Origin of the sequence: Pseudomonas sp. IT-P100 (genome assembly GCF_949767185.1) — a bacterium.
Lineage (GTDB): Bacteria > Pseudomonadota > Gammaproteobacteria > Pseudomonadales > Pseudomonadaceae > Aquipseudomonas > Aquipseudomonas fluorescens_B.
The window spans coordinates 380752-406500 of the sequence record NZ_CATKQK010000022.1; the positions used below are offsets into that span (position 1 = coordinate 380752).

The 25749-nt window shown below is 59.7% G+C and carries 21 protein-coding genes; 11 read left to right on the forward strand and 10 right to left on the reverse strand.

Annotated features, from left to right (window positions below; all coding sequences use genetic code 11):
* Positions 1-353 precede the first annotated feature (353 nt).
* The 3 genes from ACM6IQ_RS17930 to ACM6IQ_RS17940 form a co-directional block, all read right to left on the reverse strand.
* A complete protein-coding gene (locus ACM6IQ_RS17930; RefSeq protein WP_017340303.1) occupies positions 354-1175 on the reverse strand; it encodes a M23 family metallopeptidase in 822 nt (273 codons plus the stop codon).
* 3 nt (positions 1176-1178) lie between these two features.
* Positions 1179-2558: an exodeoxyribonuclease VII large subunit gene (gene xseA, locus ACM6IQ_RS17935; protein ID WP_017340302.1), complete on the reverse strand. Its 1380-nt coding sequence runs from the start codon at positions 2556-2558 to the stop codon at positions 1179-1181.
* 85 nt (positions 2559-2643) lie between these two features.
* Positions 2644-3594, reverse strand: a complete 951-nt coding sequence (locus tag ACM6IQ_RS17940) for a LysR family transcriptional regulator (protein WP_414879457.1) — start codon at positions 3592-3594, stop codon at positions 2644-2646.
* Positions 3595-3694: 100 nt separating this feature from the next.
* On the opposite strand from ACM6IQ_RS17940, the gene ACM6IQ_RS17945 reads away from it, so the two are divergent.
* From ACM6IQ_RS17945 to guaA, 4 genes are all read left to right on the forward strand, one after another.
* The gene (locus ACM6IQ_RS17945; RefSeq protein WP_017340300.1) at positions 3695-4462 is read left to right on the forward strand and encodes a sulfite exporter TauE/SafE family protein; all 768 of its coding nucleotides are present in this window, start codon (positions 3695-3697) and stop codon (positions 4460-4462) included.
* A 155-nt stretch (positions 4463-4617) separates the two neighbouring features.
* Complete coding sequence (locus ACM6IQ_RS17950) at positions 4618-5166, forward strand: hypothetical protein (RefSeq protein ID WP_017340299.1); 549 nt, start codon at positions 4618-4620, stop codon at positions 5164-5166.
* A 117-nt stretch (positions 5167-5283) separates the two neighbouring features.
* Positions 5284-6753 (forward strand): IMP dehydrogenase, encoded by a 1470-nt coding sequence (guaB, locus tag ACM6IQ_RS17955; RefSeq protein ID WP_017340298.1) that lies wholly within the window; start codon positions 5284-5286, stop codon positions 6751-6753.
* Between the two features lie 100 nt (positions 6754-6853).
* On the forward strand, positions 6854-8431 hold the full coding sequence (gene guaA / locus ACM6IQ_RS17960; RefSeq protein WP_017340297.1) for a glutamine-hydrolyzing GMP synthase: 1578 nt from the start codon (positions 6854-6856) through the stop codon (positions 8429-8431).
* A gap of 72 nt (positions 8432-8503) precedes the next feature.
* On the opposite strand, the gene ACM6IQ_RS17965 is transcribed toward guaA, so the two are convergent.
* Both ACM6IQ_RS17965 and treR read right to left on the reverse strand, forming a co-directional pair.
* Entirely contained in the window at positions 8504-11545 is a 3042-nt protein-coding gene (locus ACM6IQ_RS17965; RefSeq protein WP_414879458.1) for a dermonecrotic toxin domain-containing protein, read from the reverse strand.
* Between the two features lie 99 nt (positions 11546-11644).
* A complete protein-coding gene (treR, locus tag ACM6IQ_RS17970) occupies positions 11645-12349 on the reverse strand; it encodes a trehalose operon repressor (RefSeq protein WP_017340295.1) in 705 nt (234 codons plus the stop codon).
* Positions 12350-12587: 238 nt separating this feature from the next.
* Between treR and treP the strand changes: the two genes are divergently transcribed.
* The 7 genes from treP to tadA all read left to right on the forward strand — a co-directional run bounded on the left by treP (position 12588) and on the right by tadA (position 22012).
* On the forward strand, positions 12588-14030 hold the full coding sequence (gene treP, locus ACM6IQ_RS17975; protein ID WP_017340294.1) for a PTS system trehalose-specific EIIBC component: 1443 nt from the start codon (positions 12588-12590) through the stop codon (positions 14028-14030).
* 112 nt (positions 14031-14142) lie between these two features.
* Positions 14143-15792 carry an alpha,alpha-phosphotrehalase gene (gene treC / locus ACM6IQ_RS17980; RefSeq protein ID WP_414879459.1) on the forward strand — a complete coding sequence of 550 codons (1650 nt, stop codon included), beginning with the start codon at positions 14143-14145 and terminating at the stop codon, positions 15790-15792.
* A 95-nt stretch (positions 15793-15887) separates the two neighbouring features.
* Positions 15888-17111, forward strand: coding sequence for a maltoporin (locus ACM6IQ_RS17985; protein WP_414879460.1), 1224 nt, complete (start codon positions 15888-15890; stop codon positions 17109-17111).
* 62 nt (positions 17112-17173) lie between these two features.
* A complete protein-coding gene (gene ptsP / locus ACM6IQ_RS17990; RefSeq protein ID WP_414879461.1) occupies positions 17174-19708 on the forward strand; it encodes a phosphoenolpyruvate--protein phosphotransferase in 2535 nt (844 codons plus the stop codon).
* A 2-nt stretch (positions 19709-19710) separates the two neighbouring features.
* Entirely contained in the window at positions 19711-20001 is a 291-nt protein-coding gene (locus ACM6IQ_RS17995) for a PTS glucose transporter subunit IIB (protein ID WP_414879462.1), read from the forward strand.
* Positions 20002-20126: 125 nt separating this feature from the next.
* The gene (locus ACM6IQ_RS18000; RefSeq protein WP_414879463.1) at positions 20127-21503 is read left to right on the forward strand and encodes a multicopper oxidase family protein; all 1377 of its coding nucleotides are present in this window, start codon (positions 20127-20129) and stop codon (positions 21501-21503) included.
* Positions 21503-22012, forward strand: coding sequence for a tRNA adenosine(34) deaminase TadA (gene tadA / locus ACM6IQ_RS18005; protein WP_017340288.1), 510 nt, complete (start codon positions 21503-21505; stop codon positions 22010-22012). The genes ACM6IQ_RS18000 and tadA overlap by 1 nt, the downstream gene beginning before the upstream one ends.
* A gap of 111 nt (positions 22013-22123) precedes the next feature.
* Here the strand turns inward: tadA and cmoB are convergent, their stop codons facing one another.
* The 5 genes from cmoB to ACM6IQ_RS18030 form a co-directional block, all read right to left on the reverse strand.
* Positions 22124-23080, reverse strand: a complete 957-nt coding sequence (cmoB, locus tag ACM6IQ_RS18010) for a tRNA 5-methoxyuridine(34)/uridine 5-oxyacetic acid(34) synthase CmoB (RefSeq protein WP_017340287.1) — start codon at positions 23078-23080, stop codon at positions 22124-22126.
* Positions 23077-23856 carry a carboxy-S-adenosyl-L-methionine synthase CmoA gene (gene cmoA, locus ACM6IQ_RS18015; protein WP_017340286.1) on the reverse strand — a complete coding sequence of 260 codons (780 nt, stop codon included), beginning with the start codon at positions 23854-23856 and terminating at the stop codon, positions 23077-23079. The genes cmoB and cmoA overlap by 4 nt, the downstream gene beginning before the upstream one ends.
* 218 nt (positions 23857-24074) lie before the next feature.
* A complete protein-coding gene (locus ACM6IQ_RS18020) occupies positions 24075-24710 on the reverse strand; it encodes a lysoplasmalogenase (protein WP_017340285.1) in 636 nt (211 codons plus the stop codon).
* A 2-nt stretch (positions 24711-24712) separates the two neighbouring features.
* On the reverse strand, positions 24713-25105 hold the full coding sequence (locus tag ACM6IQ_RS18025) for a protease inhibitor I42 family protein (RefSeq protein WP_017340284.1): 393 nt from the start codon (positions 25103-25105) through the stop codon (positions 24713-24715).
* 127 nt (positions 25106-25232) lie between these two features.
* The gene (locus tag ACM6IQ_RS18030; protein ID WP_017340283.1) at positions 25233-25709 is read right to left on the reverse strand and encodes a hypothetical protein; all 477 of its coding nucleotides are present in this window, start codon (positions 25707-25709) and stop codon (positions 25233-25235) included.
* Positions 25710-25749 lie beyond the last annotated feature (40 nt).

The following is a 25749-nucleotide window of genomic DNA, read 5'->3' on the forward strand; positions in this document are numbered from 1 at the left end:
GCGCCGCAATTCAGCCCGGCAGTCGTGCACTGACGAGGCACAGGCTGCGGTGCTGGCGAAGCTGAATGAGGGTGTGAGAGGTTTTCATGCCTTCAACCCTAACCGCGAGGGTGAAGGATGGCAAGCAGTCGAAAAAAATTGAGAGGAATACTCGAATGGAGAGATTTATCGAGATTTTATTGCGGTGAAATAGCGTGATTGTGTGGATGTTTGCGTGGGGGGTGAGGGATGCGCAATTGAGGAAGTTGGACTGTGTCGATTCCAATTGCGCGATTTATCCGGCGGCGATTCGGCAACTATGAGGCCGTCTTCGCGGGCTTGCTCGCGAAGAGGCCAGTCGCCTCACAAATGCCTTAAGGTTGAAACGCGCCAATGAAAATCGCCGGATCCACCCGCGCATCATTCAGGCTGACATTCCAGTGCATATGCGGCCCGGTCGCCCGCCCGGTGGCGCCAACCTTCCCGACCACTGCGCCACGCGCCAATTGCTGGCCAACCTTCACATCGATTTTCGACATGTGGCAAAACATGCTGATAAAGCCCTGCCCATGGTCGACAAATACCGTGTTGCCATTAAAGAAGTAGTTACCGATCAGAATCACCTTGCCCGCGGCCGGGGTCTTGATCGGTGTGCCAGCGCCTACGGCGAAGTCCAGGCCCGAGTGTGGATTGCGCTCTTCACCATTGAAGAAGCGGCGCACACCGAACTTGCTCGACAGCGGGCCGTTGACCGGTTTGTCCAGCAGCAGGTTGCTTGGGGTATTCGGGCTGAACGTGCGGTACGCGGCGATCTGCTCCGCCAGTTCGCGCTCGATGCGCTTGAGATTGTCCGGGTCCGGATTGACCTGTTGAGTGTTTTTCAAAGTGATGCGTTGTTCCGGATACTTCTTGTTGCCGACGGTGAAACTCAACGTGCGACCGCCGCTGCTGACCTGCTGTGTGCCCGGCTTGACCGTCAACGGCACACCGACAATCGCCAGCCAATTGTTCTGCTCCTTGACCACCAACACCGGTTTGCCTTGATAACTGGCTTTCGGCGCCTGGGCAGCGCTGCCCAGATCCAAGACCGCCACGCCGCCCGGCACCGGTTTGTTCAACAGGCGGGTGATGTAGCTGTCGGCGTGGGCGTTAAAGGTCAGGCACAACAACAGCAGTGGAGCTAAAAAACGCGGCATGGATCAATCCAGTAAAGAAAGGGTGACGGGCGTCAGGTGATTGTCTTCGACCCGCACTTGCAGTTCGCCTTCGCCCAGTTTGGCTTTCAGGCGCTGGCCGTTGTGGGTTTGCGCGGCGTTGCGGATCGCATTGCCGCGCTCGTCGAGCAAAATGCTGTAGCCACGGCCGAGGGTCGCCAGCGGGCTAACCACGTGCAGCGTCTGCACCTGACTTTGCAGTTGCAGACGACGGGATTTGAGGCCTTCGCGGATGGCCCGGGGCAGACGTTCGGCGAGGCTGTCGAGACGCTGGCGCAGCATTGCCAGTTGGCGCCCCGGATGTTGCGCCGCGAGGCGGGTCTCCAGGCGGATCAGGCGTTCGCGACGGGTATTGAGGCTGCGTTCGAAGGCGCGGCGCATGCGCATGTCCAGATCATCCAGCCGTTGCGCCTGCTGGCGCAGGCGTTCGCCGGGATGACGCAAGCGGCGAGAGATGCCTTCAAGGCGCAGGCGATCACGCATCAGGCGGTCGCGCATGCGCATCACCAGCCGTCGATGCAGGCTCTCGACCCGACGCACCAGGTCGCTGGAATCCGGCGCCAGCAGCTCAGCGGCGGCGGAAGGGGTCGGGGCGCGAACGTCGGCGACGAAGTCGCTGATCGAGACATCGGTTTCATGGCCGACGGCGCTGACAATCGGCGTCACGCAAGCGTCCACGGCGCGGGCCACGGCTTCTTCGTTGAAACACCACAGGTCTTCCAGCGAGCCGCCGCCACGGGCCAGGATCAATGCATCGAAACCACGGGCGTCCGCCAGTTTCAGCGCACGGACAATCTGCGCCGTCGCTTCGCGGCCCTGCACCGCGGTGGGGATCAGTGTCAGCTGCACCTGCGGCGCACGGCGGCGGAACACGCTGATGATGTCGCGGATCACTGCGCCGGTCGGTGAACTGATGATGCCAATGCGCTGCGGATGCGCCGGCAGCGGTACTTTGCGTTCGGCGCTGAACAGGCCTTCGGCGCTGAGTTTTTCTTTCAAGGCATCGAACGCCAGGCGCAGCGCGCCATCACCGGCCGGTTCGACGGTGTCGAGGATCAGTTGATAGTCGCCACGCCCTTCGAACAGCGAAACCTTGCCGCGCACCTTGACCGCCAGGCCGTCCTTCAGCGCCTGGCGAACCCGTGCCGCGTTCTGCCGGAACAATGCGCAACGCACCTGGGCACCGCTGTCCTTGAGGGTGAAATACACGTGGCCGGACGCCGGACGGGCGAGGTTGGAGATTTCGCCTTCGACCCAGATATTGCTGAACACGTCTTCGAGCAACACCCGCGCGCGGCCGTTGAGCTGGCTGACAGTCAGGACTTCACGGTCCAGGCCGAGTCTTGCAAAGGGATCTTTAATCATGGGGCGCAGTTTAAAGGCATTCGCATGCGAATCTCCATGAGCCAACGCAAATCCCCCTGTGTGCGGGCTTGCTCGCGAAAGCGGTTTAACATTCAACCTTCATGTCGACTGACACACCACCTTCGCGAGCAAGCCCGCCCCCACAATGATCTGTGCAGGTGTTGATGAAGTGTTGAACCAGCGTCGTCGGATTCTGGCGGCAGGCGAGGGCGACGGTGCTGTGGCAATCCGGGTCGGCCAAGGGCAGGAAATGAATGTCGGGTGGCGCAATGTCCTGCATCGACTCCGGCAGCAGGGCGATGCCGAACCCGGCCTGAATCAACTGCAGTTGCGTGGTTTTGCGCGACACCACTCGGGCCGCTTTTGGAAAGAAACCCTGACGCATGCACAGCTCGGCGGACAAATAACTCAGCCCGCCGCGTTGGGGATGGGGAATAGAGATAAACGCCTCATCCTTCAGTTGCGCCAGGTCGATGCCCTGAGCGGACTTATCCACAGCCAGCCGGTGATTGGGCGGAACGGCCAGCAGCAATCGTTCGTTGTACAAAGGAACAATCTGCACGCCTTCACGTTGGCGCAACACCGGCAGGCGCAGCAGCCCGACATCAAGCCGGTTGTCGGCCAACGCTTCAAGTTGCGCTTCGGAAGACAGCTTGGCGATGTCCATGGACACACCGACATGCTGGCTCAAATAGTCGCTGATGCCTCGCAGCAGACGGCCACTCATGGGGACGGTGCTGGAATGGCTTAGGCGCAAGGTGCCGAGTTCTCCATTGCCGACCTGGGTGGCCATCTCGCTGGCTTTGGCCAATTCGTTCAGCAGGTTTCTGGCCCGGGGCAGGAAGGCTTCACCGGCGGCCGTCAGTCGAGGCTGGCGTGCAGTGCGCTCGAACAAGGGTGTCTGCAGGCGGGTTTCCATGTCCTTTATCTGCCGGCTCAACGCTGACTGCGCAACAAACAAACGCTCAGCGGCTGCACTGAAACTCCCGCACTCGGCGATCTCCACGAAGTAACGCAATTGACGGGTTGAAAGCATGAGGCATGCCTTTTTGAGATGAGAGAGGGGCTTTGAAGATATTAGTCGCAAGGCTCCGCGCTGGCTAAAGTCATCACAAGTATTTAATGAAGGCGTGCCGATGAACGCGTTTGAGTTGTTGCACCAATGGCCATTTGGCGCGACGGATTGGCTGGTGATCGGGTTGGGCATTGCCCTGGCTTACATCGTGTTTGGCATTGCCGGGTTCGGTACCGCACTGGTGGCCGGGCCGATTCTGATTCTGTTCATGCCGCTATCGAAGATCGTGCCGTTGCTGGTGCTACTGGATTTTGTCGCGGCGTTCGGCAATCTGCTGCCCTCGCGACGGGATGTGGCCAAGCCGGAACTGCTGCGGCTGCTGCCGTGCATGGCGGTGGGTTGCACGGTGGGTGTGATCTTTCTGCTGAACCTGAAATCCGATCTGTTGTTGCTGTTGATGGGGGTGTTTATCAGCGCCTATGCGGTTTACAGCCTGTGGGTCAAAACCCGCCCGACGCAGTTGTCGGCAGGTTGGGCGGTGCCGATGGGCACGGTCGGCGGGATGTTCGGTGCGCTGTTTGGCAGTGGCGGCTTTTTATATGCGATCTATTTGAACAGTCGGTTACCAAAAGACGCGGCGCGGGCGACCCAAAGCGCTCTGATCAGTTGCAGCACCGTGGTGCGCCTGAGCCTGTTTGCTGTCGCGGGTGTGTACGCCGAGCTACCCTTGTTGATGTTGGCGCTGTGTTTGTTGCCGGCCATGGCGTTGGGGCTGTGGATTGGCCGGCGGCTGACCATGAGATTGTCCCGCGAGGCATTCGTGCGGCTGGTGACCTGGTTGGTGCTGGCCAGCGGGATTGCGTTGGTCGGCCGGTATTTGAGTACTTGACCGGATTTCGTCAGGGATTAAGCTGCCCGCCGCTCCGACGCCTTCGCGGGCAAGCCCGCTCCCACAGTGAGCGGGGTGAACATGATTGTTATGTCCGCGAAGGCGTCAAACGGTACGCCGCAGAACCCCCATTTCGACGCAGCAGGCTTGCACCCATGAATTCGCAAAGCATCATCGTCCCTAAAATCTCCACGCTGCCGGTGCACGAACCCCGGGCAAGGGCGGTCGTGCGGTGGCTGGTGCGCAAGAACATCGTCAAGGAAGAGCTGACCACCTGCGGCCGAACCGGCAACCGCATGGGCCACGCGATCGCTGACGGTGCCCGTGCCGTGGTCCTGCACCCGGAAGCGTTGCCGTTCGGCGAGCCGATCAATGGCCTCGAGATCATTACCAAACGCTGCATCTACACGCCGGCCAAGGGTTTCCTTGAAGAAGCGGGCTGCGCCGAGTGCCGCAAGGAAGTCGGCGAAGCGCTGTTCGAAAGCCTGGAAGACTGGATGCCGGGGCGCACCGATAACTTCACCTGCCCGGAGTGCGGGCATGAAGACGACATCAACGGCTTTCTTTTCCTGCAGGAGTGCGGCTTTTCCAACCTGGGATTCATTTTCAACAACTGGGCCGAGGCGGGGTTCAAGCAGAGCTTTATCGATGAGTTCGCCGATTGGCTGGATCAACCGGTCAGTTGGGTGAAAGTCGAGTTGTAGGCGGCGACAATCCCCGTATATCAGTAATGCCAATAATAGACAGAGTTTTACATTGAACCCGAGGGGGTGTCTGACTATAATGGCGCGCTTCCATTTTCCCGCTCGGGAGCCCCCGCGATGCTGCGTATCAGCCAAGAAGCTCTGACATTCGACGACATTCTACTAGTGCCTGGTTATTCCGAGGTGCTTCCTAACGAAGTCAGTCTCAAGACCCGCCTTACCCGTGGCATCGAGCTGAATATTCCTCTGGTTTCTGCCGCCATGGACACCGTTACTGAAGCCCGTCTGGCAATTGCCATGGCTCAGGAAGGTGGCATCGGTATCATCCACAAGAACATGACCATCGAGCAGCAAGCTGCCGAAGTGCGCAAGGTCAAGAAGTTCGAAGCCGGCGTGGTCAAGGACCCGATCACCATCGAGGCTGACGCCACGGTTCGTGATCTGTTCGAACTGACCCGCATGCACAACATCTCCGGCGTTCCGGTACTGCACGATGGCGACCTGGTCGGCATCGTCACTTCCCGTGACGTGCGCTTCGAAACCCGTCTGGAAGCCACCGTACGTGAAGTGATGACGCCTAAAGAGCGTCTGGTCACCGTCCGCGAAGGCGCCAACAAGAACGAAGTCCGCGAGTTGCTGCACAAGCACCGCCTGGAAAAAGTCCTGATCGTCGACGACAAATTCGCCCTCAAAGGCATGATGACCGTCAAAGACATCGAGAAAGCCAAGGCTTACCCGCTGGCCAGCAAGGACGATCAAGGTCGTCTGCGAGTTGGCGCTGCGGTCGGCACCGGTAAAGACACCGGTGACCGCGTAGCTGCACTGGTCAATGCCGGCGTTGACGTGGTGGTGGTCGACACCGCACACGGTCACTCCAAAGGCGTGATCGACCGCGTTCGTTGGGTCAAACAGAACTTCCCTGAAGTGCAGGTCATCGGCGGCAACATCGCCACCGGCGCTGCCGCCAAGGCCCTGGCCGAAGCTGGCGCCGACGCCGTCAAGGTCGGTATCGGCCCTGGCTCGATCTGCACCACCCGCATCGTCGCCGGTGTCGGCGTCCCGCAAATCAGTGCCATCGCCAACGTCGCCGCTGCCCTTGAAGGCACTGGCGTTCCGTTGATCGCCGACGGCGGCATCCGTTTCTCCGGTGACCTGTCCAAGGCCATCGTTGCCGGTGCTTCCTGCGTGATGATGGGCTCGATGTTCGCCGGTACTGAAGAAGCGCCGGGCGAGATCGAACTGTTCCAGGGTCGTTCGTACAAGGCTTACCGCGGCATGGGTTCGCTGGGCGCCATGTCCCAGGCCCAAGGTTCCTCCGACCGTTACTTCCAGGACTCCTCCGCGGGTGCCGAGAAGCTGGTTCCGGAAGGCATCGAAGGGCGTGTTCCTTACAAGGGCTCCCTGAGCGCCATCATCCATCAACTGATGGGCGGCCTGCGTTCCTCGATGGGCTACACCGGCAGTGCCGACATCGAAGAGATGCGCACCAAGCCTGAGTTCGTGCGGATCACCGGCGCTGGCATGGCCGAGTCCCACGTCCACGACGTGCAGATCACCAAAGAAGCGCCAAACTACCGCGTAGGTTGAGGCTTCAAGCAAAACGTTAAGTAACCCGGGGCTGTTCGATTCAGCCCCGAGTTGTTTCTGAATCACGACTGTTTCTGAATTACTTAGACGAGACTGAATCATGGCCCTCGACATTCACGCTCACCGCATCCTGATCCTCGATTTCGGTTCCCAGTACACCCAGCTGATTGCCCGCCGCGTGCGTGAAATCGGCGTGTACTGCGAACTGCATCCGTTCGACATGGATGAAGAAGCGATTCGCGAATTCGCTCCAAAAGGCGTCATTCTCGCCGGCGGCCCCGAGTCCGTGCACGTAGCCGACAGTCCGCGCTGCCCGCAAGCCGTATTTGACCTGGGCGTACCGGTCTTCGGTATCTGCTACGGCATGCAGACCATGGCTGAACAGCTGGGTGGCAAGGTTGAAGGTTCCGAACTGCGTGAGTTCGGTTACGCTCGCGTTGACGTGGTCGGCAAGAGCCGCCTGCTCGACGGCATCGAAGACCATATCGACGCCGACGGCCTGTTCGGCCTCGACGTGTGGATGAGCCACGGTGACAAAGTCACCCGGATGCCAGAGGAATTCCACATCCTGGCCAGCACCCCGAGCTGCCCGATTGCCGGCATGTTCGACGACGCTCGCGGCTACTACGGCGTGCAGTTCCACCCGGAAGTGACCCACACCAAACAGGGCGGTCGCATCCTCTCGCGCTTCATCCTCGACATCTGCGGTTGCGAAGCGCTGTGGACGCCGTCGAAGATTGCTGAAGACGCCATCGCTCAGGTTCGCGCCCAGGTCGGCACCGACAACGTCCTGCTCGGCCTGTCCGGCGGTGTCGACTCCTCGGTGGTTGCCGCGCTGCTGCACAAAGCCATCGGCGACCAGTTGACCTGCGTCTTCGTCGACAACGGCCTGCTGCGTCTGCACGAAGGCGAGCAAGTGATGGCCATGTTCGCCGAGAACATGGGCGTCAAGGTGATCCGCGCCAATGCTGAAGACCAGTTCCTGAACAACCTGGCCGGCGAAAGCGATCCAGAGAAAAAGCGCAAGATCATCGGTCGTACCTTCATCGACGTCTTCGATGCCCAGTCCAACAAACTGGACAACATCAAGTACCTCGCCCAAGGCACTATCTACCCGGACGTGATCGAGTCGGCTGGCGCGAAAAGCGGCAAGGCCCACGTGATCAAGTCGCACCACAACGTGGGCGGCCTGCCGGAAGAAATGAACCTCAAGCTGGTTGAACCCCTGCGCGAGCTGTTCAAGGACGAAGTCCGTCGTCTGGGCCTGGAACTCGGCCTGCCGTACGACATGGTCTACCGTCACCCGTTCCCGGGCCCGGGCCTGGGCGTGCGGATCCTCGGTGAAGTGAAGAAGGAATACGCCGACCTGCTGCGTCGCGCCGACCACATCTTCATCGAAGAACTGCGCAAGGCCGACTGGTACCACAAGGTCAGCCAGGCGTTCGTGGTGTTCCAGCCGGTGAAATCCGTTGGCGTTGTAGGCGATGGCCGTCGTTACGCCTGGGTCGTGGCCCTGCGTGCCGTGGAAACCATCGACTTCATGACCGCGCGTTGGGCGCACCTGCCTTACGAACTGCTGGAAACCGTCAGCGGCCGCATCATCAATGAAATCGAAGGCATCTCCCGCGTCACCTACGACGTGTCGAGCAAGCCGCCGGCGACGATTGAGTGGGAATGATCCCGGTCTGATTGATCGTCTGTAACACCCGAAAGGCCCCGTGAATGTGAGTTCACGGGGCTTTTTTTTCGATCAGGCCGCTACAGTGGGCAGGCGTCCTTCCAGCGTCAGGCCCATGCGGTTGAGTGCGTGGACAAGGCTGATCAGATTCGCGTAGGTCACCTGATGCACGGCGGCCCAGGCCGGACGGTCGATGCGGAAGCCGCCATCCGCTGTGCGCTCGATCATCGTTCGCATAATCAGGTTGGTCCGGCTGCGATGGATCAGCGTCAAGGTTTCGTCTGACCTTTCAATGGTAAACATGCCCTGGCGGAACAGTAGCTGATTGATTTGCTGTTGCGTTCTTGGAATGGCCTGAGTCGGCACCTGCAGGCTGATGTCGGCGTACAACGTGTCGACATTGCCGCGCATCTGGGTGGTAACCTCTGCAAAGTCACGGCCTACGTCGATGCCTTGGTCGATGTCCAGATGCAGGTTCTGGTCAGGGCCCACTTCTTCGATGCGTAAGCCGATCCCTCCCTCTGTTTCGCTGATGCCGGCCATTCCCCTGAACGTGTTGGTACTCTCCTGATCGGTGAGCACCACCCATTTTCCGCCGCCGTTGCGGGCTTGAGTGGCTCGCATGATGGTATGGGTGAGGTAGGTCTTGACGGATTGTCGTGACAGGGCGCGGAAGTTCGAGTCGGTGTGGCGATAGCTTGCCAGGCAATCGGTGGCCTGGATTCGAATGCCGTTCTGTTGGGCTGTCCTGACGACTTCCAGAGGCGTGTACTGTCCGGCAGGATCGCCCGGCAGTTTTTGCAGATACTTTTCCAGCATGCCATGCATCTGCCCGGTATCGGCGAAGTCGTTCAGGTCGACTTGATTGAAGTCGTTGAGCAGCCGATGCATGTAGATCGTCTTGACGCCTTGCCTGGCCAGTGTCGGCATGTTTTCGATCAGGAACCGCATACTGGCGATGCGATCCTGGCTTTCACCGACCACCAGCCCCGGCGCTGCGTCGAATACTTTCTCGATGAGTTCTGTAACGGTGGTGGAGGGTGTGATCACGGGCTGAGTCGGGCGAGGGGGCAGCGAAGCGAAAAAGCCCTCCGGACGCTGGAAACCGGTCGCATCCCTGACCAGTACCGTGCGACGTCCTGCGACGAACTCTTCATAAGGGGTGACCCCTTTGAGATACCCGTTAGGCAACGTGATGATTTTTATGTGAGTCTCTTGCTCTCCCAACGCCAGGAAGTTCAGCGAACGTCCATTGGGGGCGTCGTATCTCGTCAAGTGTTCGACGGAATGACGTGGCCGGACATGGGGGAGCGGCCTGGATGGCCCGGGAACAGGCTTGCTCAGGCCTTTGCCGCCACCGGTCAACCCTCGTTTCGCCGCCAGCTCCCATTCCCCCTCGGCATTCAGGCGTACGGGAATCGATCCGGTAAAGGCATTCGGGTTCTCCGGGTCGATGATGGCCCAGGTTCCGCCGCCGTTGACGTCTGCCTCATAACGCACGTAGTAGGCCTGATCGTTTATCAGGATAGCGTTGGAAGGCTGTGAATCCAGCGTGTAGACACCCTGGAATTTGCCACTGGTGGCCATGGGGTAGCTTTCGAGGATTTCATTGCTTTGCCAGTGTTCCGGCACTTCCAACGCTTGCTCGGTTTCATCGGGCAGGGTGGGCAACAGACCCGCTGGCAGAGGACTTTCCTCTGGCTCTACGGGCGCCTGCGGGTCGACGGTTTCTTGCGGGTCGAGCGTCTTGTTCAAATCCGCCATCTCGGCCGCTTCTGCCGCCTCGGCCGCCGCCCCGACGTCGTCCAATACGTTGATTTCCTTGAGTAACGGGATATTGAACAGGGTGTTGACGCCGGCGAGCACCGCGCCGATGACCCCCGCCTTGCGTTCCGCTGCCGTCTTGCCATTGACGGCCTTGTCGATGTTCAAACCCATCGCTGCGATGCTGGCTCCGATCACCGGCAGGGCGATCGGCCAGCCGAGTACTGCCAACGGGCCGAAGACCTTCAGGCCGACGGTCAGATAACCCAGCCACAGGTGTTCGCGCATCTGTCCATTGGTCACCAGGGTCAGATTGGCCTCTTCCAGCATCGCGCTCTTGACCGCCTGGCTCTGCCAGGTGAATACGTCACCGCTGAGGGTGATGTCTTTTTGATTGATCAAATGGTGGTCGTACTTGCCCCAGGTACCGACCAGCTGATTCATCAACGGGGTGATGTTGTCCTGCACTTCCTTGCGCACCGACAGCGGGAAATGGGTCATGAACTCGGTACGGGGCTTTTCTTCGTTCATTTGCAGCAACATCCACCAGTGCATGTCCGTCACTGTCGGGTGCACGTGGAAGGGCTCAGCGGCGCCGGGAACGTACGTGATCTGCCGACCGTTGCTCTCAACGATGCGCAGAATATCGGTGGCGACATGCCCGGCGACATCCAGCGCGCAGACACGAAGATCCGCAGGCGTAGCGGTTTGCGCTTGCAGGGTCGCCAGGGTGATTGGCCAGGATGCGCCATCGACGACGGCCCTGATGGCGGTCTGGAAATCCTCTTCCCCCAGCTGACCGCTTTCGCGGGCCTCGATGGCTTTGCTCAGGTAATTACATTTGGCCAGGGTCCGGTAGTCATCGAAATGGGTGGCCCAAAAGGCATTGAGTTTATGCAGATAGCGCTCACTGAGGTTCTTCTCCCACAGGTCGGCGAGCACCTTGCTGGGGTACATCCGCACTTCATTGGTTTCGTTGTAAATGCTGGCGTCGGCATCCGCGGTGTAAAAACCGCCATTGCTGTTCAGTTCGAGGGCGTCGTCCTGGTCGGTCACGCGGTACCGATGGATCACCAGTTGCGTCAGGGTGAAGGATTCACTGGGTTTTGGCGCGTGCTCCCAACCCAGAAAGGCCTTGCTGCTGCTGGCCGAGACATTGTCGAAGCGATGCCACCAGACCTGATCGGGGTCCAGGTGGGTGATGCCGTGTTTTTGCAGGATTTCACGGGCTACCGCATGGGCTTCCTCCTGCAAACCGGGGCAGGCTGTCACAACGACCGGCGCGATGAGTTTGAGTTTTTCCTGGTCGGCGGCATTGCTTGATGCGGGGGTATTTTGTTCGGTGGACATGCTCTCGCTCCTTGAGAAATGGGCAGCGATGATCGCCCGCTTGCTCAAAGGAAGTGCACTACATAGTTATGCCCAAACGCATTTTTCAACCGTGCAGGGTCAGCGCCGTGCCACATCCGAAAAATAGAACTTGTCGAGGGTGTGCCGTGATTCCGTGTACTCGAACTGCCGGCCGTCCTGCAGAAACGTCTGGTTGCTGACCACGATCACATGGCTCTGGCCGTCGAGGTCGAGGTGTTGCTGGTCATCCTTGCTGCAGGGCACGGCTTCGATGGTGCGCTGGGCGTAGGCGATTTGCAGTTGCAGGGTCTGCTCGATGAAGGCGTAGATCGAGTGTTCGGCGATGTCCCGCGAGAGTCCGGGAATGACGTCGCTGACGAAATGGTTGATGTCGAGGATCACTCGTTTTCCATCGATCCGCCGTACGCGTTTGATCCTCGTGATCAGGCTGCCTTCTTCCGCCTTGATATGTTCCAGCAACGCACCTTCGAGCGGGATCTGGCTGAACTCGACCACCTCGGTGCTGACGTTGTTGCCCAATCGCGGATGGGTTTCCTGAAAGCTGACGATGCCACCCAACTGAAATTCGATCGGGTCGGTCGACAACACAAAGGTGCCTTTTCCGTGGACTTTCTGGGCGAAACCGCGCTCCTGTAATTGTTCGATGGCTTTGCGCACGGTGCCGCGACTGGCCTGATAGCTGTCCATCAATTCGGTTTCGGAGGGCAACCGGGCGCCGCGCTCCAGACGTTCGGTCGTGATGCTGGCAAGCAGATCGCTGTAGATCTGGTTGTATTTACTCATGGGGATGGCTCTGTGCCGCAATGTACTCAAGGTTTCGAACCTTAAGGGCAGGGTAGGGGTTTGTCCATGCGGCTTTGGGATTTCAGCATGTGTGAGGGTAGGAAAAATCGCCGCCTGTCGGGTTGTAAATAAACAAATTCAAACTCGTCTGTACGAGTTGTTGATTTAACTCGTACAGACGAGTACTTTTCGCTTCGGCGTGCTGCCAATAACAAAAAACCACAGCGGAAAAACAAGCATGAGCCACGACTATCCGAACATCGTCAGCGAGCTGCTGCAAAGCCTCGGTGGCAGCGACAACCTCGAGCAGGCCGCGCATTGCGTCACACGCCTGCGCCTTGCCCTCAAGGACCCGAGCCGGGTCAACAGCGCCACGCTTAACCAGATTGATCTGGTCAAAGGCTCATTCTTTACCGGCGGTCTGTTCCAGGTGGTCATCGGTCCTGGCGAGGTGGAGAAGGTTTACGCAGAACTGCGCCAACAAACCGGTCTTGCTGCGTCAACGATCGCCGACGTCAAACAGAAAAGCGCCGACAAGATAAATGCCGTGCAACGTCTGGTGCGGGTGTTTTCCGATGTGTTCATGCCGATCCTGCCGGCGCTGATCATTGCGGGCCTGCTGATGGGCATCAACAACCTCATCGGCGCCAAGGGCATGTTCATCGAAGGCCAGACCCTGCTGGATGCTTACCCCAGGCTTGACGGGCTCTGGAGCCTGATCAACCTGATGGCCAACACGTCGTTCGTGTTCCTGCCTGCATTGGTGGGCTGGTCAGCCGCCAAGCGGTTTGGCGGCAGCGAAATTCTCGGCATCGTGCTCGGCCTGATGCTGGTTCACCCCGACCTGCTCAATGCCTGGAACTACGGCAAGGCCGTCGCAGGTCTCGACGGCCAGAGCCTGCCGTATTTCGACATCCTCGGTTTGTTCCAGATCGAAAAGGTCGGCTATCAGGGGCAGATCCTGCCGATTCTGCTGGCGGCCTACGTGATGAGCGTCATCGAAAAATGGCTGCGGGCGCGAGTGCCTAATGCCGTGCAATTGCTGGTGGTGCCGATCACCACCATCGTGGTCACCGGCGTGCTGGCCCTGGCGGTCATTGGCCCGGTGACCCGGCATCTGGGGATTCTCATCACTGAAGGTGTGGTCACCCTGTTTGATCTGGCGCCGATGGTCGGCGGTGCAATCTTCGGCCTGCTTTACGCGCCCTTGGTGATCACCGGCATGCACCACATGTTTCTCGCGGTCGACTTGCAGCTCATCTCGACCCAGGGCGGCACCTTTATCTGGCCGATGATCGTCATGTCCAACCTCGCCCAAGGCAGCGCGGCGCTCGCGGTGTTCTACATGACCCGTAATGCGCGGGACAAATCCATGGCGTCGACTTCAGCGATTTCGGCCTATTTTGGCATCACCGAACCGGCGATGTTCGGGGTCAACCTGCGCTACAAGTTTCCGTTTTACGCCGCACTGATTGGTTCGGCGCTGGGGTGCATCTTCCTGTCGCTGAACAAGGTCCAGGCATCGGCCATCGGTGTCGGCGGCTTGCCCGGATTTATCTCGATCATCCCGCAGTTCATCCCGATGTTTGTGATCGGAATGATCATCGCCATGGTCGTGCCGTTTGTTTTGACCTGCGGGTTGAGCATGAAGATTGTTCGGCCTGGGTATCGGGTCGCCTGATAGATCGCATCGTCGCACCGCCGCTCCCACATGGAATGCGGTCACTGTGGGAACGGGCTTGCCCGCGAAGAGGCCCGAAAGGCCAGTACAAATCTTACTGAAGGAATCCGCCATGCAAGACTGGCAACGTTCGGTGATTTACCAGATCTACCCGAAGAGTTTTCACAGCCACGCGGGCAACCCCACGGGTGATTTGCTCGGCGTCGTGGCCAAGCTCGATTACCTGCACTGGCTGGGCGTCGATTGCCTGTGGATCACGCCGTTCCTGCGTTCACCCCAGCGCGACAACGGTTACGACATCAGCGATTACTACGCCATCGATCCGAGCTACGGCACCATGGCCGATTGTGATTTGCTGATTGCCGAGGCCGGCAAGCGCGGGATCAAGTTGATGCTCGATATCGTGGTCAACCACACCTCGATCGAACACGCCTGGTTCCAACAGGCCCGCAGCAGTCTCGACAACCCGTACCGTGACTTCTACATCTGGCGCGATCAGCCAAACAACTGGGAATCCAAGTTCGGCGGTTCGGCGTGGGAATACGAGGCGCAGACCGGTCAGTACTTCCTGCACCTGTTCGATCACACCCAGGCCGACCTGAACTGGGACAACCCGAAGGTACGCGCCGAAGTCTTCAAAATGATGCGTTTCTGGCGCGATAAAGGCGTGGGCGGTTTCCGTCTGGACGTGATCAATCTGATCTCGAAACCGGCGGACTTTCCCGACGACGATAGCGACGGCCGACGCTTCTATACCGACGGCCCGAATGTTCACGAATACTTGCAGCAAATGTACCGCGAAGTGTTCGAGGGCCATGACCTGATCAATGTCGGCGAGATGTCGTCTACCAGCCTCGAACACTGCATTCGCTACTCGCGACCGGAGTCGAAGGAGCTGTCGATGACCTTCAATTTCCATCACCTGAAGGTCGATTACCCGAACCTGCAGAAGTGGATTCGCGCTGATTTCGACTTCCTTGAACTCAAGCGCATCCTCTCCGACTGGCAAACCGGCATGCAGGCCGGCGGAGGCTGGAATGCGCTGTTCTGGTGTAATCACGACCAACCGCGGGTGGTCTCGCGGTTTGGTCATGACGGCGAGCATCGTGTGGTGTCGGCGAAGATGCTCGGCACTGCGCTGCATTTTCTCCAGGGCACGCCATTTGTGTATCAGGGCGAAGAACTGGGCATGACCAATCCGGGTTTCGATCACATCGATCAATACCGCGATGTCGAGACCCTGAACATCTTCCGCCTCAAGCGCGAGGCGGGTGCGAGCGATGCCGACAACATGGCGGCGATCATGCAGAAGTCCCGCGACAACGGCCGTACGCCGATGCATTGGAATGGCGAACCGAACGCCGGTTTCAGCGCGGTGGAACCCTGGATCGGCGTGCCGGCCAACTCGGCGCAGATCAACGTCGCCACTCAACTCGACGACCCGGATTCAGTGCTGCATCACTACCGTCTGCTGATCAACTTGCGGCGTACCGAAGCGCTGATGTCCGATGGTATTTACCGTCAGTTGCTGCCTGAGCATGCGCATGTCTGGGCGTATGTACGGGAAGGAAACGGCGAACGTTTGCTGGTACTGAACAACTTCTACGGGACGCCTTGCGAAGTTGAATTGCCGGATGGAGTGATCACCGAACTCATGACCCAGCGCCTGGTCATCTGCAACTACCCGGACTGTCCGCCGCGAAATCGACAGGTGTTTTTACGACCGTATGAATCGTTTGTTTTGCACCTGACCGACCACTAAAAACACCGACTTCGAAAAAACACGCAGAACGCTGCGCGGGGGAGTTTTGCGCGCTGATTTTGCGGAACAACACAATAAAAATAATGGGGTGGTTCTTGAAAACAACAATAAATCGCAGCCTTGTCGCCGCGAGTGTCTGCCTGGCATTGCCTTGGTCGGCCCATGCGCTGGAGTTCGGCGGTTACCTGCGCAGCGGTGTCGGGACATCGGTCAACAGTGGTAAACAACAGTGTTTCCAGCTGCCCGGAGCACAGACCAAATACCGCCTCGGTAACGAGTGCGAGCACTATGGGGAACTGGAACTTCGTCAGGACGTGTACACCCTGGATGACGGTTCGGTGCTCAGTGTCGATGGCATGGCCTCGCTGTATAACCAATACGACAAGGACCTGACGTTAAAGGGCGACAACGGCTCGGTGCGCCTGCCGCAGCTGTACGGGCAATGGTCGAACATGCCCGGCCTCAACGGCGGCTCGCTGTGGGCCGGTCGACGCTATTACAAACGGAACGACATCCACATTTCCGACTTTTACTACTGGAACCAGAGCGCCACCGGCGGCGGCATCGAGGATGTGCTGATCGGCGATCTGAAATACAGCTACGCCTTTTCGCGCAAGGACAACCTGTACCAGAAGGATTACATCAATCGTCACGACTTCAACGTGGCTGGATTCAACACCAACCCCGGCGGTGAGCTGGAGTTTGGCCTGAGCTACATCGACAAACCTGACAGCCGCGACGCTCATCGCGGCTGGGCAATCACCACCCAGCATGTGCAAAAGGGTTTTCTGGGAGGCAAGAACAAACTGGCTTTCCAGTATGGCGAAGGCCCAGGCACCGGATTGGGTTATACCGGTAACGTAAAGCTGGACGACAGCAACAAAAGTTACCGGGTGGTGGAGTTCTTCGACTGGCAAGTGACGCCACGATTTGGTGGGCAGGTCGAGGCGGTTTACCAGAAAGACATTCGCCCGGACGGTGCCGACCAGAACTGGATTTCCCTGGGGATTCGCCCTGCGTACGCGATCACCGAGCAGTTCAAACTGGTGACCGAACTGGGCCACGATCAGGTCGACGCCACGGGTGGCACGCGCAAACTGAGCAAGTTCACCTTCGCCCCGACCTGGTCGCCCAAGGGCCCTGAATTCTGGGCGCGACCCGAAGTGCGCTTGTATTACACCTATGCCAGCTGGAACGAGGCGGCCAAGCGTGCGGCCAATGAACTGGCAGCGGGTTCAGCGTTGTCCGACACCGGAGCCTTCGGCACGGCGCGGCACGGTGCGAACGTCGGATTGCAGGTCGAGTACTGGTGGAAATAAGCGATGCTGTCGGGGCGTCGCGCTCCATCGGCACTTCAGAGAACAAAACAGCAGGTGACGTCATGGCCATACCCCAACAATTGCAGCTCCACGCACCCCTGTCCGGCGTACTGATGCCTCTGGACCTTGTGCCCGATCCGGTGTTTTCCAGCCGGATCATCGGCGATGGGCTGTGCATCGATCCGGCTTCAACAACATTGTGTGCGCCGCTGGCGGGGGTTGTCAGCAATGTGCAGGCCAGTGGGCATGCAGTCAGCATCACCAATGAAAATGGCGTGCAGGTGTTGATGCATATCGGGCTCGACACGGTGAACCTTGCCGGGAAAGGGTTCACGCGATTGGTGGAGGAGGGGCAGCAGGTTGACGTCGGGCAGGCGCTGATCGAGTTCGATGCCGATTTTGTTGCGTTGAATGCACGCAGCCTGCTGACCTTGATGCTGGTGGTCAGCGGCGAGCCGTTCACTTGGCTGGCGGCGCAAACGGGGTGGGTAGACAGTGGTAAGCCGCTGCTGGGGTTGAACGCTGTCGAGCAGACAACCGGTGTGTCCGTGGCGCAAGAGGGCGAGGCGCTGTTCTCCAAACCGGTGACGTTACCCAACCTGAACGGTTTGCACGCCCGTCCTGCGGCGGTGTTCGCCCAGGCGGCGAAAGGGTTCTCGGCCAGCATTCATCTGCATAAACAGCAGGCGAGTGCGAACGCGAAATCCCTGGTGGCGATCATGGCGTTGCAGACAGCTCACCACGACGTTGTGCAAGTCAGTGCAGTCGGCCCGGATGCCGAGGCGGCGATCAAGACGCTGGCGGAGCTGCTGGCCGCGGGTTGTGGCGAGACAGTGACTGTGATGGCGGATGTTGCGCCGGTGCCTCTGGAGATTTCATCGCCCAAGGTGCTGCGTGGGGTGTGTGCTTCGGCGGGGGCGGCATTTGGCCAGGTGGTGCAGATCGCCGAGCAGGCCCTTGTGGTGAGCGAATGGGGTGAGGGTTCGCAGGTTGAGCGCGATCATCTGTCCGCCGCGTTGACCGAGGCCATTTCAGCTTTGCAGCAGATGCGCGACAACGCCGCGGGCGATGCCCAGGCAGAGATTTTCAGGGCTCATCAGGAACTGCTCGAAGACCCGGGTTTGTTGGAAGTGGCTCAGGTGCTGATCGACGAAGGCAAAAGTGCCGGATTCGCCTGGCGCGCGGCCACCGAATCGACAGCGACCTTGTTCAAAAGCCTGGGCAATGCGTTGCTGGCCGAACGGGCGGCAGACCTGGCCGATGTCAGTCAGAGAGTGCTCAAGTTGCTACTCGGCGTGCGGGAACGCGAGCTGGAGTTGCCTGATGGGGCCATCCTGATTGCTGAACAACTGACGCCGTCCCAGACCGCCGGGCTTGATACCCGAAAGGTGCTGGGTTTTGCCACGGTCGGTGGTGGCGCCACCAGCCACGTCGCGATCCTGGCGCGGGCATTCGGTTTGCCGGCGATTTGCGGGTTGCCGGTGCAAGTGCTGGCGCTGGTCAACGGCACCCAGGTGTTGCTCGATGCCGATAAGGGAGAGTTGCAGATCGACCCGGACCTGGCCGCCATCGAACACCTTCAAGCCAGACGCAAGCTTGCACAGCAACGCCAACACCAGGAGTTGGCGCAGGCGTCACTGGCTGCCTGTACCCGCGACGGACACCCTGTCGAGGTGACGGCCAACATCGCTTCGCTGGCGGAAGCCGAACAGGCCATGGCGCTGGGAGGGGCGGGTGTCGGTTTGCTGCGTTCGGAGTTTCTCTATCTGGATCGCCATCATGCGCCGAGCCATGACGAGCAGGCATCCACCTACAGCGCCATCGCCCGAGCCCTCGGGCCTGCGCGGAACCTGGTGGTGCGCACCCTGGATGTTGGCGGTGACAAGCCGTTGGCCTATGTCCCGATGGACAGTGAAACCAACCCCTTTCTGGGCGTGCGCGGGATTCGTCTGTGCCTGGAGCGTCCGCAACTGTTGCGCGATCAATTCAAGGCAATCCTGAGTTGTGCGGGCCAGACCCGTTTGCACATCATGCTGCCGATGGTGACGCAACTGTCGGAGTTGCGTGTGGCCCGGCAACTGCTCGAAGAGGAGGCGCTGGCCCTGGGCCTCACGGAACTGCCGAAGCTGGGGATCATGATCGAAGTGCCAGCGGCCGCGTTGATGGCGGACCTGTTTGCGCCCGAAGTGGATTTTTTCTCCATCGGCACCAACGACCTGACCCAATACACCCTGGCCATGGACCGTGATCATCCGCGGCTCGCCAGTCAGGCTGACAGTTTTCATCCCGCGGTGCTGCGACTGATCGCCAGCACCGTGAAAGCCGCTCATGCCCACGGCAAGTGGGTGGGCGTTTGCGGCGCGCTGGCCTCGGAAACCTTGGCCACGCCGCTCTTGCTGGGCCTGGGGGTGGACGAGTTATCGGTGAGTGTGCCGTTGATTCCGGCGGTCAAAGCGACGGTTCGCACAGTGGACCTGGTGGATTGCCAGGCCATCGCCCAACAGGTTCTGGGCCTGGAAAGTGCCGGGCAAGTGCGCGAGGCCTTGCGGCTGTATTGCGACGCGGCGGTCGAAACCTCATTGGTGATGGAGAACTGAACATGTTCGAGAAAATGCAGCAGGCATTCTGGAAAGCCTTGACGCCGGATCTGATCGTGGATGAACCGAAGGTGGCTGTGCCATCGGCGCCTGGCCTGGCAGCGAATGTGGTGGCCGCGTTGGGTGGTGTGGATAACCTCACGTCGCAGCAGCCTGTGGCGCTGACCCGGGTTCGCGTGGAATTGCGCGACGTGGCGCGGATGAACAGGCAGGCGTTGAATCTGGCCGGTGTGCCCGGCGTCATGATGCTGGAGGGCGGGGTGGTGCACCTGATCATTGGCCTTCAGCCATAACCGATCTTTCGCCACCGATGATGTGCGTCTCTCGGTCGCCCTTACTGTTTCTCATCCGCAGGTGTATCGTATTCGCCTTTTGCAGGTCTGCGGACCTGTCGCTGATACGTGAGGTAGTTGAGTTCATGTCCTTTACCCGTCGCCAAATCCTCGGTGGCCTGGCCGGTCTTGTTGTCGTTGGCGTCGGTGCGGGGGGCGCGTCGCGGTACTGGCTGGGCAAGATGGCCGATGCCGATGCGGGCCACGACTATGAGCTGATCGCCGCGCCGCTGGACGTCGAACTGGTGGCCGGGCACAAGACCGAAGCCTGGGCGTTCGGCCCATCGGCGCCGGGCACCGAGTTGCGGGTTCGTCAGGGTGAATGGCTGCGGGTGCGTTTCATCAATCACCTGCCGGTGGCGACCACCATTCACTGGCATGGCATCCGTTTGCCGCTGGAAATGGATGGCGTGCCCTACGTGTCGCAACTGCCGGTGCTACCGGGTGAATACTTCGATTACAAATTCCGCGTGCCGGATGCCGGCAGCTATTGGTATCACCCGCACGTGAACAGCAGCGAAGAACTCGGTCGCGGGCTGGTTGGCCCATTGATCGTCGAAGAACGCGAGCCGACCGGTTTCAAGTACGAAAAGACCCTGAGCCTCAAGAGCTGGCACGTTGATGAAGAAGGTGCGTTCGTCGCGTTCAGTATTCCTCGCGAGGCGGCCCGAGGCGGCACGGCGGGGCGCCTGTCGACCATCAATGGTGTCGCGCAAGCGGTGATCGACTTGCCCGCCGGGCAGATCACCCGCGTGCGTCTGCTCAATCTCGACAATACGCTGACCTATCGCCTCAACATCCCCGGCGTCGAAGCGCAGATCTACGCGCTGGATGGCAATCCTGTCGAGCCACGTCCGCTGGGCAAGGAGTACTGGCTTGGCCCGGGCATGCGTATTTGCCTGGCGATCAAGGCGCCGCCGGCCGGCGAAGAATTATCACTGCGCAACGGCCCGGTGCGTTTGGGCACATTCCGCTCAGTGACGAACAGCGATGCACCGACCCAGTGGCCGCCCGCATTGCCCGCCAACCCGGTGGCCGAGCCGGACCTGGCCAATGCCGAGAAACTCAACTTCAATTTCGAATGGGTCGGCTCGGTGTCGGTCAACGTCGACAACGGCAAGCCGCCAAGCCTGTGGCAGATCAACGGCAAGGCCTGGGACATCACCGACAAGACCTGCGCCGACCGCCCGATTGCCAAACTCGAGAAGGGCAAGAGCTACATTTTCGAATTGAAAAACATGACTCAGTATCAGCACCCGATTCACCTGCACGGCATGAGCTTCAAGGTCATTGCCTCGAACCGGCACAAGGTCATCCCGTATTTCACCGACACGTACCTGCTGGGCAAGAACGAGCGTGCACAAGTGGCGCTGGTGGCGGATAACCCTGGGGTGTGGATGTTCCATTGCCATGTGATCGACCACATGGAAACCGGCCTGATGGCCGCCATCGAGGTGGCGTGATGCGACAGATTCGTCCCGCGGCGATCATTGACCGCAGTCGTGATCGCGACTTCATGCGTGAAGCCCTGGCGCTGGCTGCTCAAGGCGCGGCGCTGGGTGAAGTGCCGGTGGGCGCGGTGCTGGTGCAGGACGGTGAAATCATCGGTCGCGGCTTCAATTGCCCGATCAGCGGCAACGACCCGAGTGCGCATGCCGAGATGGTCGCCATCCGCGCCGCAGCGTTGGCGGCCAGCAATTATCGCCTGCCGGGCAGTACGCTGTACGTGACGCTTGAACCGTGCAGCATGTGCGCCGGGCTGATCGTGCATTCGCGGATTGCGCGGGTGGTGTATGGCGCGCTGGAGCCCAAGGCGGGGATTGTGCAGAGCCAGGGACAGTTCTTCACCCAAGGCTTTTTGAATCATCGGGTGTTGTATGAGGGCGGTGTGTTGGCGGAAGAATGCGGGGCGGTTTTGAGCGAGTTCTTCAAGGCCCGAAGAGCCAAGCCTTCAGACTCAACACAAAACTAATCTGGGGGCTTGCTGGCGAATGCAGATTAACATTCAACAGATCTGTTGACTGATCCACCGCTTTCGCGAGCAAGCCCCACATTTTGATCTCCAGTGGCAGGGAGCTGGTGTTTACTTGCGGGCGACGATGACAGCACGCATCGGCGCCGGCAGCCCTTCAATCGTCTTGCTGTGGTCTTCCGGATCGAGGAAATCACTCAACGACTGATACTTCATCCACTCCGTCCCGCGCTGTTCCTCGACGGTCGTCACGCTGACATCCACGCACTTCACGTCCGTGAAGCCGGCACGCCGCAACCAGAGCATAAGCGCCGGCACCGACGGCAAAAACCACACGTTACGCATCTGCGCGTAACGATCTTCCGGCACCAGCACCTGCTGCTGATCGCCTTCGATCACCAGCGTTTCCAGCACCAGTTCACCGCCCTTGACCAGGCAGTCCTTCAAGGCCAGCAAATGCTCGATCGGTGAGCGGCGGTGATAGAACACGCCCATGGAAAACACCGTGTCGAAGCCTTCGAGCTCTGGTGGCAGGTCTTCGAAGGGGAAGGGCAGGTGCCAGGCATTGGGCTCGGACAAATAGCGCTGAACGGCCTGGAATTGGCAGAAGAACAGCCAATTGGGATCGACGCCGATCACGCTGTCTGCACCGGCGCCAAGCATGCGCCACATGTAGTATCCGTTGCCGCAACCGACATCGAGGATGCGTTTGCCCTTCAGGTCCAGATGCGGAGCAACGCGCGACCACTTCCAGTCCGAACGCCATTCAGTGTCGACGTGAACGCCAAACAGATCGAACGGACCCTTACGCCACGGCGACAAACCCATCAGCGCCGTACGCATTTGCGCACGGGTTGCATCGTCGCAATCTGTGTCCAGGCTCAGGCCGTTGAGCAAGTCGACCTCGCTCGGCTGGATCTTCGGCAAGGCGTCCAGCGCACTTTGCCAGCGCTCAAGGTCGCCATGACCCTTTTCCATTTTCTTGTCGAGTTGCGCTTGCAAGGTATTGGCCCAGTCGGCCAGCGGTGTGCCGGCCAGACGGCGGGCGAGAGGGGACAGATCAATCATGGCAAGGCAATCAACGAGGCAAAGTTAAGACACTGGAACCACGGCACGACTTTCGAAAACCCGGCGGCCAGCAGGCGCTCGCGGTGTTCTTCGAGGCTGTCGGGCTTCATGACGTTTTCGATGGCGCTACGCTTCTGGGCGATTTCCAGTTCGCTGTAGCCGTTGGCGCGTTTGAACGCGACGTGCAGGTCGGTGAGGAGCGCGTGCTCTTCGGGGTCGTTGAAGCGCAGCTTCTCCGAGAGGATCAACGCGCCGCCGGGTAACAGCGATTGGCGGATGCGACTCAGTAGCGCGGTACGCTGCTCGGGGGCGATGAATTGCAGCGTGAAGTTCAGCGCCACTACCGAAGCTGGCTGGAATTGCAAAGCGAGGATGTCGCCTTCGATCACTTCGACCGGCAGCAATTCCTGGAACATCGAATCCTGGCCGTTGAGGTACTCGCGGCAGCGCTCGACCATCGCCACGGAGTTATCCACAGCGATGACGCGGCAGCCATCGGTGCGCACGTGACGGCGCAACGCCTGAGTCACTGCGCCGAGGGACGAGCCGAGGTCGTAGAGCACGCTGTTGGGCTGGGCGAATTGCGCAGCGAGCACGCCGAGGTTTTCAACGATGGTCGGATAGCCGGGCACCGAGCGCTTGATCATGTCCGGGAACACCCGCACCACGTCCTCGTTAAAGGCGAAGTCGGGCACCTGGGCCAAAGGCTGGGCGAAAAGGCGATCGGGTTCTTTGCTCACGGCGGTTCCAGCGGCGTAGGTGGAAAAGGCCGGCATTTTAGCCAACTTGGCGCGGGGATGCGCGGGTTGTCTGATAAACCGCCTGGCTCATGCAGTTTGAGTGGTGAAAGGGCTGTTGTGGCGAGGGAGCTTGCTCCCGCTGGGCTGCGCAGCAGCCCCAAAACCATTCAATCGCGTTTCAATCGATGCACCGGAGTAGCCGGGTTTGCGACTGCTGAGCAGCCGAGCGGGAGCAAGCTCCCTCGCCACAGGGATCAGCGTTGTTTTTGAGAAAACGCCGACGCCGTAATCCCCCATTGCCCCAGCCAATAGCTGAGGATGATCACGTAGGGCGCGGCATGAAACGGCGCGACAAATCGATTGATGCCAATCACGCTATCGGAAAACACAAACGCCAGCGCACCGGCCGCCGCCAGCAGCGCCGAGCGTTTGGGCACATCGGTGCCCAGGCGAGCCAGCGCCCGCCAAAGCATCGCACTGATGGCCAGGCCATAGACAATCACCGGGATCAGCAGGGGGCCCAGACCATTGGCAATCAAAATCCCCAGCAGCAAAGCGCCAACGCCCAGCGCGAGGATCAATGGCAACACCGCCAATCGTCGGCAATCACTCAAATACGCTTTCAGATACGCCAGATGCGCGACCAAAAACGCCCCGAGGCCGAACACGAACAAATCCCCCGGCCACGCCAGCAACACATCGCCAAGCAGGGAAAAAATCAGGCCCAGGCTGATCCAGCGCCGATATTCGCTGGGCGGCGCGTCGTGCAGCCAGCCGAGCAAGGCCAGCACGGGCAGCGGTTTGACCAGCAGGCAAAGCAACGCAGCATGCACGCTCAGGCCGTAGAGAAAAGTCACCGCGCCCATCAGCGCCAGAATCAGCCAGCCCACGATCAGTTAACCGAAATCGCGCAGTCGAAGGTTTCCACCGCCGGCACTTCCGGGGCCCAAGGCTGTTGAGAAGTCAGGCGCAAGCGCCCCGAACCGGCGGCAAACGCCTGAAAGCGCCAGGTCGATACGCCGGCCGCACCCACGACACCGGCATCTTCCGGGTTGCGATACACCTCCGGCCCCAGCGAGCGCAATACGCCACCGGCCGAATCCTGGATCGCCCAACGGTAACCCGTGGTCGGGTTGCTCGGCAGGGTCAGGATCAGGTTTTGCCCACTGGTGAGTTTCACCGGGCATTCGCTTTGTTTTTCCACGGTCACGTTCTGTTTCGGTTGCGTGGCGCAGGCGGCCAGCAAAGCGAGGGCGAGGGGGACAAACAAGCGGGTGGGGGACATAAGGTCAGTGGCTCCGGCATTCACGACGAACGGCGAGCATAACTGAAGATGAGACAAATTGTGACGGGAGGAGCTACGGGCGCGATCCTCTGGTACCTGTTTAGCGCCCGTAGATGTGCAGTCAGGTCTACTTCGCAGAGGAGTAAGTCATTTGACTTAGAAAATTTCCTAAAATCCCGAAGGTTTTACCGGTCGTCAACGACTCTACGGTGAGTTCGAAGGAGTTGACCAGATAATCCATTTGATAAGGCAAGTTGCCCAAAACGGTCAGGACTACTTTGCCTTCGATTGCTTTGTAATGCTCGAGGGATTTAGGGCCCAGTATATCGTTAAGCCTTTCATGGAAGTTCGCTGCACGGAACGGTGATCCCTCTTCCCCGAGGGTGTGAGTGCCACTCTTGATGTCTTTGCTGAAAGTAAACGACAGTTGCTTTTCGCCAGGTAAGCCCCGGTTCTGAAAACCCGCAATCGTTGTTTCGTCCGGGATTAAAAGACGATACTCCAAATCAGGTGAGTCGACTGCAATCCGGCCGGCGCTGAATTTCATCCTGCCATCTACGGCGAACAGGTCCTGGGCAGCGGGGCTGATTTCATCTACCGTCATGTGCTAATTCCTTTTGATAGTGAGCCATTGTCGAGTTGGA